8 protein-coding genes are annotated in these 15,554 nt (G+C 50.1%); 4 read left to right on the top strand and 4 right to left on the bottom strand.

The genetic code is table 11. The features are described 5' to 3' along the window. The first annotated feature begins 228 nt into the window (after window positions 1-228). The 4 genes from HGH91_RS27375 (at window position 229) to HGH91_RS27390 (ending at window position 8,995) form a co-directional block, all read left to right on the top strand. On the top strand, window positions 229-3,498 hold the full coding sequence (locus HGH91_RS27375) for a TonB-dependent receptor (RefSeq protein ID WP_211092451.1): 3,270 nt from the start codon (window positions 229-231) through the stop codon (window positions 3,496-3,498). A gap of 30 nt (window positions 3,499-3,528) precedes the next feature. Continuing rightward, on the top strand, window positions 3,529-4,980 hold the full coding sequence (locus HGH91_RS27380) for a RagB/SusD family nutrient uptake outer membrane protein (protein ID WP_168742370.1): 1,452 nt from the start codon (window positions 3,529-3,531) through the stop codon (window positions 4,978-4,980). 120 nt (window positions 4,981-5,100) lie between these two features. Beyond that, the gene (locus HGH91_RS27385) at window positions 5,101-8,523 is read left to right on the top strand and encodes a carbohydrate-binding protein (RefSeq protein WP_168742372.1); all 3,423 of its coding nucleotides are present in this window, start codon (window positions 5,101-5,103) and stop codon (window positions 8,521-8,523) included. Between the two features lie 94 nt (window positions 8,524-8,617). After that, window positions 8,618-8,995, top strand: coding sequence for a 5-carboxymethyl-2-hydroxymuconate Delta-isomerase (locus tag HGH91_RS27390; protein WP_168742374.1), 378 nt, complete (start codon window positions 8,618-8,620; stop codon window positions 8,993-8,995). Window positions 8,996-9,062: 67 nt separating this feature from the next. Here the strand turns inward: HGH91_RS27390 and HGH91_RS27395 are convergent, their stop codons facing one another. From HGH91_RS27395 to HGH91_RS27410, 4 genes are read right to left on the bottom strand one after another with little or no spacing between them, the layout of a single operon-like run. Next, complete coding sequence (locus HGH91_RS27395) at window positions 9,063-10,547, bottom strand: S41 family peptidase (protein ID WP_168742376.1); 1,485 nt, start codon at window positions 10,545-10,547, stop codon at window positions 9,063-9,065. 28 nt (window positions 10,548-10,575) lie between these two features. After that, entirely contained in the window at window positions 10,576-11,892 is a 1,317-nt protein-coding gene (locus HGH91_RS27400) for a MutS-related protein (RefSeq protein ID WP_168742377.1), read from the bottom strand. Window positions 11,893-11,902: 10 nt separating this feature from the next. Then, window positions 11,903-13,210, bottom strand: a complete 1,308-nt coding sequence (locus HGH91_RS27405) for a MutS-related protein (protein WP_168742379.1) — start codon at window positions 13,208-13,210, stop codon at window positions 11,903-11,905. An 11-nt stretch (window positions 13,211-13,221) separates the two neighbouring features. Beyond that, entirely contained in the window at window positions 13,222-15,552 is a 2,331-nt protein-coding gene (locus tag HGH91_RS27410; RefSeq protein WP_168742381.1) for a Gldg family protein, read from the bottom strand. Window positions 15,553-15,554 lie beyond the last annotated feature (2 nt).

Here is a 15,554-nt window from a genome sequence, read left to right on the forward strand (position 1 = left end):
AGTCCTTAAGTTCCACTATCCCTTTACCCATACAGGCACAAAAAAACCGGAAGCGTTGCACCGCTCCCGGTAAAGCCTGGGTCTGTATGTAAATCGCTTGTGACAATTATTCATTATTTACCCAAACCATACAAATGTATGCAATTGATGCTTTTTTCCCAAGGCAGGCAAACTTCTGCCGCATGGGGCAAAAAATTTCCACGATTATCTGCAAAAACGGTACTGATCATGAAATTAACGGTGCTTTTGATGACCATCACCCTGCTACAGGTTCATGCAGCAGGGTATGCACAAACAGTTACCCTATCGCAACGGAACGCGTCCCTGGATAAAATTTTCCAGGAGATCCGGAAGCAAACCGGATACAGTTTCCTGTATACTGATGAACAACTATTGCAGGGAAGAAAAGTAAGTCTCCAGCTAAAAAACGTTCCCCTGGAACAAGCACTGAATACCTGCTTTCAGGATCAACCGCTCACCTGGTCTATTTCCGATAAGGTGATCATCGTAAAACGAAAACCGGCACCGGAAGAAACAGTGCCTGCGCCTGAAAAAGAAGTAAAGGGAAAAGTGACCAACGAAAAAGGAGAACCGCTTCCCGGCGCCACCATCCAGGTGAAAGGCACCAGCAAGGGCGTGGTGACCAATGAAAAAGGCGAATACACCATCGCGGTACCCAACGATAACGCCATCTTGGTCATCTCCTCTCTCGGTTATAACAAGATAGAAATGCCGGTAGGTAGCAGGAATGAATTACCCGTTATACTGCGCCCCACCGCTTCGAATATCAACGAACTGGTGGTAGTGGGATATGGCGAACAACGGAAAGGTAGCCTCAGCAGCTCCATTACATCTGTCTCTTCCAAAGATTTCCAGGATGCGCCGGTTAACCGGCTCGACCAGGTGCTGCAGGGACGTACGGCTGGCGTACAGGTAACTAATTCTGCCGGTTCTCCCGGAGGCGCCGTGCGTATACGTATCCGCGGTTCCAACTCAATCAATGGCGGCAATGATCCTATCTATGTAGTGGATGGCTTTGTAGGCGCCGACTTCTTTGCTATTAACCCGGATGATATCGAGTCGATACAGGTACTGAAAGACGCCGCCGCCACTGCTATTTACGGTAGTAGGGGCTCCAATGGCGTGATCCTCGTCACTACCAAAAAAGGTAATAAAGGCGGATTGAACGTCAACTTCACCACCCGTTTGTCATCGTCTACCATATTGAAAAAACTGGATCTGCTCAATGCGGCCGATTTCGCAGAAACCGCTAACGCCCACGCTGTAGCTGTTGGAACTACCCCCAGGTTTACAGATGCTCAGATAGCGGAATTCCGTGCCAAAGGCGGCACCAACTGGCAGGATGAAATTTTCCGGGCAGCACCCACCCAGGAATATTTATTAAATCTCTCCGGTGGAAGCGATAAATCTACCTACTTCATTTCCGGCAATTACCTGAACCAGGATGGGGTGATTAATAACTCTTCCTATAAACGTTATACGGTACGTTCCAATATCAATTCCAAACTATCCGACCGGGTATCTACTTTCCTGAATATCACCGGCTCATATAGCACCGCACAAAATGTAGACATCCCTGCCGATGGGCCCAGCAGTCCCCTGGCACAGGCGATCGTATGGGCGCCCACTACGCCGGTGCGCAATGCCGATGGCAGCTACGTTATCAGCGATCCGGTGGGGTCTTTATCCTATAACCCGGTAGCGCTGACCGAAAACCGGCTGGCAGTAAAAGATCGCATGCTCGCCAATATGATAGGAGGCTTCAAAGTCAATATCATTCCCGGGCTCACGTTCAACCTGCAATACGGCGCTAACTACCTGCAAACCGATGACAAGAGCTTCGCCGGAAAAATCACGAACAACAATGTCTCCTCTTCCAGTATACGTTCCACCAAAGACATCGTGTTACAGAATACCAACACGCTGAACTACCGGAAAACATTCAACCAGGTACATAACATCGATATCACAGCGGTAATGGAATACCAGCAGGGCACTACCAATTATTCTGCTGCCGGCGCGTCCAATCTTACCTACGAAAACTTCCAGTGGTATAACCTGGCGCTGGGCACTCCCGGTAGCCCCTCTTCGGGTTATTCAAAGTGGGCGATATTTTCCCTGGTAGGACGTGCTAACTACAGCTACCGCGATAAATATCTCGTATCGGCCGCTATCCGTCGCGATGGCGCTTCCAAATTCCAGGGCAATAATAAATACGGCCACTTTCCTTCCGTTTCCGCCGGATGGGTGGTGAGTAACGAACCCTTTATGCAGGACCAGCATGCTTTCAGTAACCTGAAAATACGCGGTAGCTGGGGACTTACCGGCAACCAGGCCGTTAGCCCCTATAGTACCCTTTCATCCTATTCCAATATAGCCGCCTCATTTACCAACAACAGTCACCTGGTGGGATTGATGATGGGCAACATCGGCAATCCTGACCTGAAATGGGAAACCACCGAACAGCAAGATGTGGGAATAGACATCGGGTTATTAAAAGGCCGTGTAAACGTTACCGCAGATTACTTTGTAAAGAAAACCCGCGACCTGCTGCTGGTGGAAACCTTACCCATGTACCTCGGGGGTAACCCCATTACCAGGAACGTCGGATCTGTACAGAATAAGGGCTGGGAATTTTCTATCGACGGCGATGTAATCAGCCACAGCGCCGTAACCTGGAACACTGGATTCAACGTGTCTTTCATCCGCAATGAAGTACTTTCCCTCGGTGAAGGAAAAACCCGCATCTTCGATCCAAACAACCGCAGGATAGGCGGTGGCATGTCGCCGCAATCAGAATTTGTGGTAATGCCAGGGCAGTCACTGGGCGCTATCTGGGGCCTCACCTATCTCGGTACCTGGAAGCCCGGCGATGCCAAAGCCAGCCAGTATGGCGCCAAAGCCGGCGATTCCCGCTACCTCGACCTCGACAACAACGGGACCATTGATGCCAACGATTATCACGTGATCGGTACCGGTATTCCCAAAACATCTATTGGCTGGAACAATACCGTTACCTATAAGAGATTTACGCTGAACTTACTGTTCCAGGGGCTCTTTGGATTTGACCGCCTGAACTACAACAGTGCCGCAGCCATGTACTATGGCGGCGATGCACGGGAAGCCACCCTGGCAGCCATCAAAGACCGCTACATTCCCGGTGTGAATGAAACATCGGACATACCGGCGTTCAGCACCACCAACCGCAACTTCACACAAAGCAGCCGTTTCCTGGAAAAAGGGGATTTCCTGCGCCTGAAGAATGTGAGCCTCGCTTATACTCTTCCTAAAGCAGCACTGAAAAATACCCTCGGCGTTAAGGTGTTTGTCAGCGCTACCAACCTGCTGACCATCACCAACTACAGCGGCCTCGATCCGGAAAGCAATTCATCTGCCGGCGACATCAGGCAGGGTATTGACTATGGTACTTATCCGAATGTAAAAACCATTACCGGTGGGGTAACACTCAGCTTTTAAAAAATAACGGTCATGACTAAACGATATAACATGAAACATACGATATACCTGGTACTCTGCCTTCTGCTGGCGGCAGGGTGCAGCAAACAGCTTAATGAAGAGCCCCGTGGACTGGTAGCCGGCAAGGACGCCCTCAGCAGCCAGGCCGGCCTGGAAACTGTGTTGTCCGGCGCCTACGGCAGCCTGCTGGTGCCATGGACCAGTGGCTTTACCTCCGTGACACAAATAGCCATGACGATGGGCGGCGATGACCTCACCACCCATGCAGGCTCCAACAAGGAAGAATTCAGGGAATTCGACCGCTTCAACGTTTCCTCCCTGAATGGCCGGATGCCCCCCATCTGGCTGGGATGTTATAAAACCATACAATCTACCACCAATATCATCAACAACTATACGGCTGTACAGGGAGGTAATCCCGACAGCATCCGCGCTATGGTGGGCGAAGCCAGCTACCTGCGGGGACTCTGCTACTACTGGCTCACCAGGTTGTGGGGAGAAGTACCGATCATCCCTTCTGAAGTATATTCACCCGATTATCTCACGCTGAAAAAGAGTAAACCTGCCGAAGTATACGCCCTGATAGAAACAGACCTGAAGAGAGCGGAAGAGTGGATACCCAATGCCCGCCGCAGCTCTGGCCGCCCAAATAAAGGTGCCGCCAAAGCCCTGCTGGCAGATGTTTATCTCACAGAAGCCGGATGGCCGCTGAAAAATCAGTCCAAATACGCACTGGCAGCCGCTAAAGCCAAAGAAGTGATTGACAATAAAACGCTGTATGGATTTGATCTGTACCAGGGCGATTACCTGAAAATATTCGCCGGCGGTACAGTGGAAGATGTATTTACGCTCTTCACCCGCGGACAGTGGATCACCTACAACTCTTTCTATGGCTTGTCTACCATGCCGGAAGATGAAGGTGGCTGGAGTGACTTCTTCCCCGAACTCAACTTCTTTAACAGCTTTCCCCCAGGCGCCAGGAAAGACGCTACTTTCAGTACACAATTTACGCTGAGCGATGGTAAAACCATTTCCTGGCAACAAACCACCACCAAGCATCCTTACTATAAAAAATTCACCATCCAGTCGGACGCGCGCAACGTGTATATGTCGGCCAACCCTGTTATTATGATGCGGTATGCACATGTACTGCTGATTTATGCAGAAGCACAGGCACGGGCTACCGGCACGCCTAACAGCGACGCCTATACGGCCATTAACGCCGTGCGTCAGCGCGCAGGACTGACCAACCTGCCGGATGGTTTATCCGGTGCTGACTTCGCCACCGCGGTAGTCAATGAACGCGCCTGGGAATTTGCCGGTGAATGGAACCGCTGGTTCGACCTGGTAAGACTGGAGGAGGTAGAAGCAGCTAATGCCAATAAAAATCCGGGAGATCTGCAACCTTCCGGTACTATCACCAAAGCGAATTACTGGATGCCCATACCTGGTGCAGATGCCGTAATAAACCCGAATTTATGACCCTTTCGATGAGTAAATGATCCTATGTAAGTAATCTTTAAAACCACGTAAACAAAACCCGAAAACCCGGATCAGTCCTGCATAAAGCAGGGCTGATCCACTCACCAAAAATGAAGCGTTATGAGAAAGATGTCTACACTCTTGCTGGTGTTGAGCATGCTGCTATGCAGCCGCCTCCACGCCCAATACCTTCTGTTGGATGATATGGAAGGTCATGGTCCCTGCTCCGGCAAATGGACCTACTATGCCGGGAATACCACTACCGGGAAAGTGCAATTTGGAGTGCCCAATCCCAATCCGTCCGGGCTCAATACCAGCCCGCTGGTCGCTAAATTTATCAAAGACACCAGCTGCTTTGAGTACATGAGCACGTCCGTTTCCCTGAAAGATTCCTTCAATCTTTCTTCCAACAGCACATTCAAAATGCTGGTGTATAGCAACGTACAGGAAGATATCATGTTTAAACTGCAGCCTGGCACCAATTACAGCAAAGCGGTGTACTTTACTTACAGGCCCTCCCGCGTAAACCAGTGGGAAGAAGCCACCTTCAACTTTCAAAGTGTAAAGAACAGGACCGACTTTAATACCATCGCCATACAGTTTATCGATGGTAAGAAAGCCAATGGCATCCTGTATTTCGACCTGGTACAAGCGCCCAATCCTACTAATATCGTCTTAAAAGATACCACTATCAGGATGGGAAATGAAAATGGCGCCGTGCTCACCGCAAAAGTAAATGGAGGCGTATTCAATTCCAACCTCCATACCAGCAGCTGGGTTGCCTCCAACCTGCCGGCAGGTGTTACGATCGGCAACGTACAACGGCTCAACGATACCATTGCCCTGGTTACGCTCAGCGGCAACTCCCCCGCCAACTATTCCCGCACTGCACTCAAACTCACCGTGGCCGGCGCAGAACTGGACAGCGCCAACGTGGCCTCCTATACGGTAAAAGGCAACGTGGTATTTGAAGGTAACCCCAACTGGACCCTGGTATTTGCCGATGAATTCAATACCAACGGCATCCCCGATGCCAGCAAATGGAAAATAGATCCCCATCCCAAAGGCTGGATCAATGGAGAGCAGGAAGTATATACAGATAGCACACACGATAATGCCCGTGTCAGAAACGGTAACCTGGTGATCACCGGGAAGAAAGACTTCCCCAACGGCAACACCACCGAGCCCTGGTCATCCGGGATGTTGATTACACAGGGTAAATTTGATTTCCTGTATGGCCGGGTAGACGTAAGAGCAAAGCTCCCCCGCGCCCGCGGCTCCTGGCCTGCCATCTGGCTCATGCCTACCTCCAGCGCCTACGGCGGATGGCCCAAAAGCGGAGAACTCGATATCATGGAACATGTGGGTAATAACTTCGGCACTGTATTATCCACCGTACATACCCAAAACCATAACTGGACCAATGGCGGCGGCATTTCCAACAGCAAGAAACTAATGGATGTTGACACCGCTTATCACGTGTACAGCATGGAATGGGCGCCGGATACCCTCCGGTTTATATATGATTCTACTGTGATCCTCACCTACCCCAATCCACATACCGACTGGAAAGACTGGCCCTTCGACCAGAAATTCTACCTGATCCTGAACGTCGCTATCGGCGGCGGTATGGGAGGAAATATTGTAGAAGCCGACTGGCCAGACAGTATGCAGGTAGACTATGCGCGCATCTACCAAAAAGGGCTGGGTACACCGGTGCTGGACACCATTAAGGTAACGCCTGCGGACCTTTCTTTTCTCGCTGGCAAACAACAACAATATACGGCCAAAGCATTTGACCAGAACGGGTATCCCATGGCCATTACACCGGTATGGAGCATTACCGGCGCAGGCAATACCATTACTGCCAGCGGACTGGCAACCCTGAACAGCTCCGGCAAAGTAAGCGCTACCGCCACCGTAGATACCACTACGAAAACAGGCAACACCAACGTAAACGTGCGGGCTACCAATTACAGGAACCTGCCCGTAAAAATACAGGCAGAAAGTTTTGATAACAGCAATGCCTGTTGCACCGAAACCACTTCCGACATCGGCGGAGGCCTGGACGTAAGCTATATCGGCGCCAATACCTGGTTTGAATATGATCTCAACGTACCCCGGGCAGATACTTACCGCCTGCAGTTCCGCGTAGCAGTAAGCTCCCTCGCCAGCCTGAAAATACAGCTGGATACCGTTACCCTGCAAACCGTGAGCCTGCCCGTTAGCGGCGGTTGGCAAAAATGGATAACAGTTACGTCAGCGCCTATACGATTGGAACAGGGTCAGCAAACCATCAAAATTGTATCCAACAAAGACGGCTGGAACTTCAACTGGTTAAGCGTTTTCCGCGCCGATTCCATTGGCTTGTCGCGCGTTACCATCAAGCCCGACAGCGTTACACTGAATACCGGTCAAACGCAACAATTCACCGCCACCGGCTATGGACAAGACAGCAGCCAGTTTGCTATCACACCAGCATGGTCAGTATCTGGCGGCGGCAGCATCAATGCCAGTGGTCTCTTTACCGCCGGCACTACCGGTAACTACCTGGTGCAGGCTACGGCAGCCGGCATAACAGATACGGCCATCGTGCATGTGATTACACCGCCTGCACTTACCCGTATTGTACTTACCCCCGATACGGTGACCGTGCCTCTAGGCGCTGCACAGCAGTTCATCGCCAAAGGCTATGACCAGCGCGACAGCCTGTTTGCCTTCAAACCAATATGGACTACCAGCGACCCGGCAAATACCATCGACACTACCGGTGTATTTACAGCAGGCAACGCGGTAGGTACCTATAGCGTAACCGTCAGCTCCGGCGCTATATCTGCTGCTGCAGTGGTGGCAACAGGTTATACCTGCACTGTAAATGATAAATATGAAGCAGAAAGCGCGTCCAACCGGGCAACTGGTCCTATCCTGGAAACCTGTACTGATGTGGGAGGCGGACAGGATTTTACCAACCTGCATGTAAACGACTGGTGGGCGTACAACACCCTGAATGTTCCCGTAAAAGGTAAATATACCATCAGCATCCGCGTATCGTCTACCGCCGCTGCCAGCGTATGGATAGGACATAGCGGGTTCAATTTCGGTACCATCAGCATTCCGTCCACCGGCGGTACCTGGCGCACCATTAAAGCAACAATAACACTGCCTGCCCTTAGCTATACCGGCATCCATGTGCAGTCGGGCGCCTTTAAATTCAACTGGTTCAGCATCGACAACTGCGCAGTAGATACTTCTACCGCCCGCATGGCTTATGTTAAGCCGGATGTAGTGGCAGAAAGCGCTACACCGACCCAACTGCTGCCCTACCCTAATCCCACAAACGGGCAGTTAACGATCAACCTGAATGGCGCTACTTACCGGATGCTTACACTGATGGATATACGTGGTAACATATTACGCCAATGGATCATTTCGAAAGGAGAAAGACAACTCAACAAAAATATCAGCACGCTGCCAAGTGGCACTTATATTCTGAAGCTCGAAGGAGAGAATAAAACCAAGACTTTCCGGGTAGTTAAAATTTGATGATCGCACACGCCATTGTGCTTTATGTGAAGCTGGTCTGAATAGACCAGCTTTACTTTTTTCGTATATTTAGGAGACATAATATTTTTCCAACATGCCACATTTTGTCATCGAATGCTCTAACAACGTGCTGGAACAGCAATCCCCCGAACTGATCATGGATACGGTGTACCAGGCCGCGGAGTCTACCGGGTTGTTTGCCGAAAACGATATTAAAGTACGGATCACTCCTTTTTCGCATTATAAACTGGGACATGGAAAAGACAGTTTCCTGCATATCTTCGCCAGTATTATGGGAGGCCGCACTACGGAACAGAAATCTCAGCTGTCTACTGTTATCATACAGCAATTAGCACCGTTATTACCAGAGGTGTCGTTTCTATCTATCAATGTGGATGATTTTGATCGGGATACATACTGTAACCGGGCGTTGATTAACCCGTTGAATGTGGGGAATAACCGGCATTTTTAAATGTGCTCAAACAAAAAGGGCACATGCAGCTTCCGCCGCATGGCCCCCACTCAACCGTTGCCACTAATTAATGTTTTTCTCCCGAAATCAACTCCAGGGTATAGCTCATCTCCGGGTCCTTACTTGCCTGGATATACGAAACAAACTTATTCATGGGCACTTCTTTGTCAGGAAGAATGCCATGGCCTTTATCGGCAGTAGCGTTGAAGAAGTATAACTCCGACATAGGCACTGATAGTACGCTTTTAGTGCGGGGCAGCAGGTATTTCATAAACCACGCTGCCGTAGTAGCAGCGGCGCCACTGCCGGTCTCTTTACCGATAATCAGGCCTCTTTTATTCTGCTGTACGAGGGCGGCAAAATAAGTGGCCGCTGATACGGTGCCGCCACCGGTAAGGACATATACTTTACCGTGGAAGGCATCTTTATCGGCCGGAAAGTTTTCGAGCAAACCATCACGCAGCCGGGCGTTGCCGATATACAAGCCGGTACTGTCTTTGTCGAAACGCTGATAGAGGAAGTTCTTCTGGGTTTGCAAATCTTCGTCCGACAAGCGTCTTCCATTTTCTGCGATGGCATATTCAGGATAAGCAATGTCGATGGTGCGGGTGCGGTAGTTGTATACATTCCGGAATGGCGCATCGGTGAGGAAGGAATACAGCAATGCGGAGATAGCCGGGTTACCGCCACCATTGGCCCGCACGTCGATGATTACCTGTTTGTATTGACGCTTGTTGATCTCCTTAAAAAATTCACTGAATTCTTTGTAAGCATCCGATTCATTGATGGCGAAAGTATTGACGGTGAGCACACCCGTTTTCGTATCATCGTAGTAGTTATTGTAGATGTAGTAGGCACGTTGCAGCAGGTTCACCGGGAATACTCCCATCTTGCCGGCATGGAAGGCCTGTGTAGGATCAGCGAAAGGCAGTGTTACTTTTTTGGTATCATTGCTGCCGGGTGTAATATAGCTCACCTGGAACGTTGACTGGTTGGGCGACAACAAACTGTACATCACCTGGAAGTTAGGATACAGGCGGTCCATACCGGTGGGAATATGTCCATCGCTGTAGGCGGAGGCCGACAATGCCTGAAGTATATCTTTTACCGGCATATTATTAATGCTGGTTACTTCCGCGCCAAAAGGAACAGGGCCTCCTTTGATATTAATAAATATCTTACCTCTCTCTATAACCACCGGGTAGGGAAACAGGTGGATCAGGCTATACAGTTCCTTCGCATTATCGTTGCTCACGCCCAGGTTGGTATGTACATCACTTACGAGATAGATGGGCGAATATTGCAGGCAGGAAAGCACATCTGGCTGTCCCGCTGCTTTTTCCATCAGCGAATCCACCTTGCGCTGGAAGCTGATGGAGTCGATAAATTTATAGGGATTGGGATGTTGTTTCTTCAGTATCTCCACTGCCAGTTTAAAATCTGCAATGAAGTCCTCCTTGGTCAGGTTAGCCAGTTTTTTTTCCTGGGCAGATACCCGCATGCTGCAAAGCGCCAGCAACGCTACGGCGCTGGAAATGATCAATCTCTTCATGTAATTTGTTTTGAAATGTATGAAAACGTCAGGAGCCGATTAATTCCAGGATACCTTCGTTGCGGATGATCATCATCCCCTGCCGGTCTTCCGTAATTCCTTCCTGGAGGCGGTAGGTATAACGCGGCCGGGCGCCTTCCATTACCGTAGGCAGGAAGGCAAACCGGATATTAGGATTCCCTTTCAATGCCTCTCCCACTTCAATAATATGCGTAGACACGATGAACAGGCAGTCCTGGTACTCCGCGAAAGCAGCAGTAACCGCCAGCGTGCCATCGAAAGCATCTTTTACGTTGGTGCCTTTAAACAGCTCATCGAACATCAGCAGCAACCGTTTACCACTGGCGGCTGCTTCTGCGGCTTGTTTCACACGCATCACCTCTGCATAGAAATGGCTGTAACCCAGGTGGATGTTGTCCGCTACGTTGATGGAAGAACAAATGCCTTCCCTTACGGAAAACGACATCGTATCTGCGGCCACCGGGAACCCCATGTGGGCCAGGTACAGCCCGATGCCCACTGATTTCATCAGCGTAGATTTACCAGCCATATTAGCCCCGGTGAGAAACAGTACATTACTATTTTCTTCCATGGTCAGATTATTGCCCACAGCGCCCTGCAGGCAGGGATGCCGCAAACCGGTGACGGTCAATTTGTTTTTTCCCCTCGGCAATGCGGTGGCATAGGTGAAGCCTTTAGCCCTGGCTACATCGCTGACGGCAATGTTTACATCCAGCTCATAAATAAAGGTCAACACCTGTTCCATCGCCTCACGCAGGCGCCCCTTCAATAAATGATCATAGAAGGCGAGCGTACTTACAGACAACGGTTGATAGATATCGATGTTCATCAGCTTATCTACCTGGCTGTTTGCGAGGATATCGCTGATGGCGCCCACCCGTGCGGCATATTGACCGGTAGTAGCTGGCAGCGTTTGCAGGAAGCTATAGCACCGCTTCAGCGTTACGATGGTAGCCTGCAGCCCCTGTACTTTCCTGCGATATCTTTCATCGCGGGTAAGCGTGGCCAGGCCCTTTTTGATAAGGGTGTCTATCATGATCACGGCGGCACTGCGAGGTGCGCTGCCATCGAGGTATTCGCGCATCAGGTGCAGCTGCGGGGCATCGAACGGAAAGGCTAGCTGCGCCTCCTGGAAGGCGCGGAAAATAGTCGCCCTTTCGTTGATAGCCGCAGCATCTTCCAATGGATGACGGAAGATGTTGTCCAGTACCTGTTCTCCTCCCCTCGTCTTCACCTGGTTGAACAGGTGGTATACAGAACCGTTACGGTATTTACCCAGCAGGTTCAGTTCATCTACGGTCTGTTTATCGATATTGAAGCTCATAACTGTTCTTTTATTGTTCCAATGCACGTTTACGGCCATTCTTCAGGATATCCGGTATCCCTTCGTTGCGGATGATGATCATCCCGTGACGGTCATCTGTGATACCACGTTCAAGGGTATACGTATATTCCGGCATATGCCCGTTCATACGGGTAGGCAGGTAAAGGAATCCCGCCCCGGGATATTGTTTCAGGTCTTCCCCTGCTTCCACAATATGGGAGGAGATGACAAACAGGCTGTTCTTCTTTTTGGTAAAAGCACCGGTGATGGCGACTGTAGCCTCATGAGCGTCTTTTACGTTGGTGCCGCGGAAAAGTTCATCGAAAATAACCAGCAGCGATTTCCCTGCGCCCAGCTCCGTCGCAATCTTTTTCACCCGCAGTACTTCTGCATAAAAGTGGCTGGCGCCCATGCCCAGGTTGTCGGGGAGGTTAATGGTCGTATAAATACCATCCAGCACTACAAACTCCATCCGCCGCGCCGCTACCGGGAACCCCATATGCGCCAGGTATACAGCAATGCTCAGCGAACGCAGGAAGGTAGACTTTCCTGCCATATTGGCCCCGGTGAGGAAAATGACATGTTCAGTGGCATTGAGGCGTACATTGTTGCCGATAGCGTTCTTCAGGCCGGGATGATATACTCCTTCCAACAGTAACATATCCTCCCCTTTTTCCAGCGCTTTGGGAAATACAAAGCGCTGTTCTATGGCTACCTTCGCTACCGAAATATATACGTCCAGGTAATATACATGCTGCAGGATTTTTTCAATGCGCTGGCGCTCCCGGGTACGGAATAGCAGGTCATAGGCAGTTACCGCCGCATACGACAGTTTACCTTTTCCTTTTTCTCCATGTACTGGCGCCAGGGCAGGATCCGCCAGCAGACTGACAATATCCTGGCGTTCGCGGGCATAGGCAGCAATGCCTTCCACGGCATCCGAATGCACGAAAGCCGCTACCTGTTGAATCAGCTCGATAACGGCGCTCACGCCGTTGTTAATTTCCTTCTCTCCCAGGGTAGCATTACGCGTGGCATTTTTCGTTTGCGCGTCGGCGTTAGCCAGGTATTTCTCTGCCATATCAAACAAGGAGGCATTGAATGGGAACCGGATGTTATATCGCGCAAAATGCTCAATGATGCTGCTTCTGCGGTTAATCTCTCCCCGGTCCGACAAAGGATGGCGGAACATATCTCCCAGTATCGCTTCACCTCCCCGGGTATGGGTATGGTTATACAGGTCGTAGATGCCGCTGCTGTCGCGCTTTCCGAATATCCGGAGATCTTCTATAGTCTGGTCATCTGTTTGCAATATCATGCCTGTGTGTTTTATTTTCTTTTTCTCCTGATCAATAATATGGTTCCCATCAGCAATACCAGTCCCGGTAACACCCACACATATATGATTTTAAGCATCCCGGCGCCGGTGGCACTAATGTTCAGCAAAGTATCGATTGCCTTGGGTTTGGGGGTATATATCGGGAAGTTGCCGTAGTCGAGCCAGGAATAATACGAGCGACTGAGAAAGGTACCTCCCTGCCGCATGTTACTCATAAAGTCGGCATCGGCGCTTACAATGATACGCTGTTCCTTGTTGTTCATTTTCCTGGTAAGTGCTACCGCGGTGGTATAATAGGCAGCCCGGCTATCGCCTTCTGCGGGACTATACACCGGTGGCACCGAGTCGGTAACGAGGGCGCCGGCTTTCAGCCATACATTGCCTGGCGAAGTATTCAGCAGGGGCGCCACCGTATAACCGCTATCGTTAGTCCAGGTAAACCCGGTCACACCAGGCATCAGCGTTGGCATGCTTCCTTCCCCAGTTTCGAACGTCTCTTTCAGCATCAGCATGAAAGGTTCCTGCGAAAGTTCCGCAGCTTTCGGAGTAAAAAAGGGTTTCACCATATGCGGCATTTCATCTTTAGACAGCTCTATCAGGGTGCCATCCAGCATATGCACTCCCATTCCCTGCAGTAGCGGGTTGAGCATCTGCTGCTTGCCTGGCTCGCCCAGTATCAGCATATTTCCTCCCTTATGAAGATAATGTTGTATACGATCCATGGTGGTGGTACTCAGCGCCGTTTTGGGATCTGCCAGCACCAGCGTAGCAATATCCTCCGGGATATCATGCGTATCCGCGGAAATTGTATCCGAATCAAATCCCAGGTTTAGGAGCGAGTAACGGTTTTCCTTTGACAGGGAGTGATAGTTATACTCCCGCTCTCCTTTTTTATAAATATCACGTTCGAGATTACCGGTAAGAAAGAGACTTTTCGGCATCACGGGCTGCAGCAGGCGCTTAAAGGCAGCAGCTACCTGCTGTTCTTCCGGCCAAAAGGTGGCATCATCGAAAGTACGGAGGAAAGTGGTTTTGCCTTTGTATTTCAGCTGCATCACCAGGCGGTAATTTTCCGGTTGCAGGTCAATGGTTTTGCGTACTTCCTGCCCGGGAATGAACAGGGAAGGCTTAATTTCATATCCTTCACACATCTTTTCTGCAATCTCTTTCGCGCTTTTACCTACCCAGGTTTTATAGAGAGAGCTGTCGTTATCTGCTACATCGTAATAATACACGTAGTTGAATTTCACATCCGGTTTAAAACGCAGGTAGGGCTCCCAGAGCGTCCAGAGGAAGTCGTTGCGGTTTTCCGGCAATCCACGGCCAACACCGCCACCAAAAAGGTTACAATACAGGGTTACTTCCAGTGGCTCCCCCTTCATATCACGGATGATCTGCTGGGTATTGGCATGCAGGGTATTGCTTTTAGTAGCGGTGGTATCCCAGTAACCGATGTATCCCGGCCGGGAAGTAAAGTAACCCACTACCAATGTAGTAATCGCGATCAATGCGTACCTGCCGGCTTTCACGTACCAGGGTTTCGACTCACGGCCCGCTTTTAATTTCACAAGCGTGAAGCCTACAAACATATATACGATCACGAGGAAATACACCAGGTCTTTCGTGGTGATCAAGCCTTTCAACATCTTGGTGGTACGGCCCGACAGCGAAAGGAAATAGGTAAGGTCCCTGATAAAGTCGTACTTCTGCCAGAGGCCACCAATGCGGCTTAAGACGAAGATGAGAATAAAGCTGCCTATGGCAGATACGATCTGGTAGGTTGTCAGGCTCGACATAAACAGCCCAATGGCAGTATAGGCGCATACCAGCAGGTAAAAGCCCAGTGTAGCCGATAACAGTACGCCATAATCTGCATGCCGGATATTGATGATACCTGTTACCATGAAGATCCCTACGATTCCCACCAGCAATAAGTTATAGATCATGATGGCCAGGTATTTACCCAGCACGATCTCCCTCACTTTCAACGGAGAAGAATACAATAGTTTGATGGTTCCGTTGTTGATTTCCCGGCTGATCAGCCCCATGGTCAGCAGGGGAACAAAAAGGTATAAATTCTGTAATACATTCGCAAAAATGCCATCTGGTGCGAGGAAAATACCGGAGGTCATGGCAAGTCCAAAGTCCTTGAATTTGGGTGTATTTTGTTGCAGCACTTCCTGCCACTTCGCCACCGGGTACAAGGCATAGGTATAGTATATCCCGCATTGCACCATAAAGGCAATTGTAAGAAACCACGCTACCGGAGAATAGAAAAGGTTACGCAATTCTGTTCTCGCGATTTTAAATATCATCTTCATGT

The organism is Chitinophaga eiseniae (genome assembly GCF_012641265.1).
In the GTDB taxonomy this organism is placed as follows: Bacteria; Bacteroidota; Bacteroidia; order Chitinophagales; family Chitinophagaceae; genus Chitinophaga; species Chitinophaga eiseniae_A.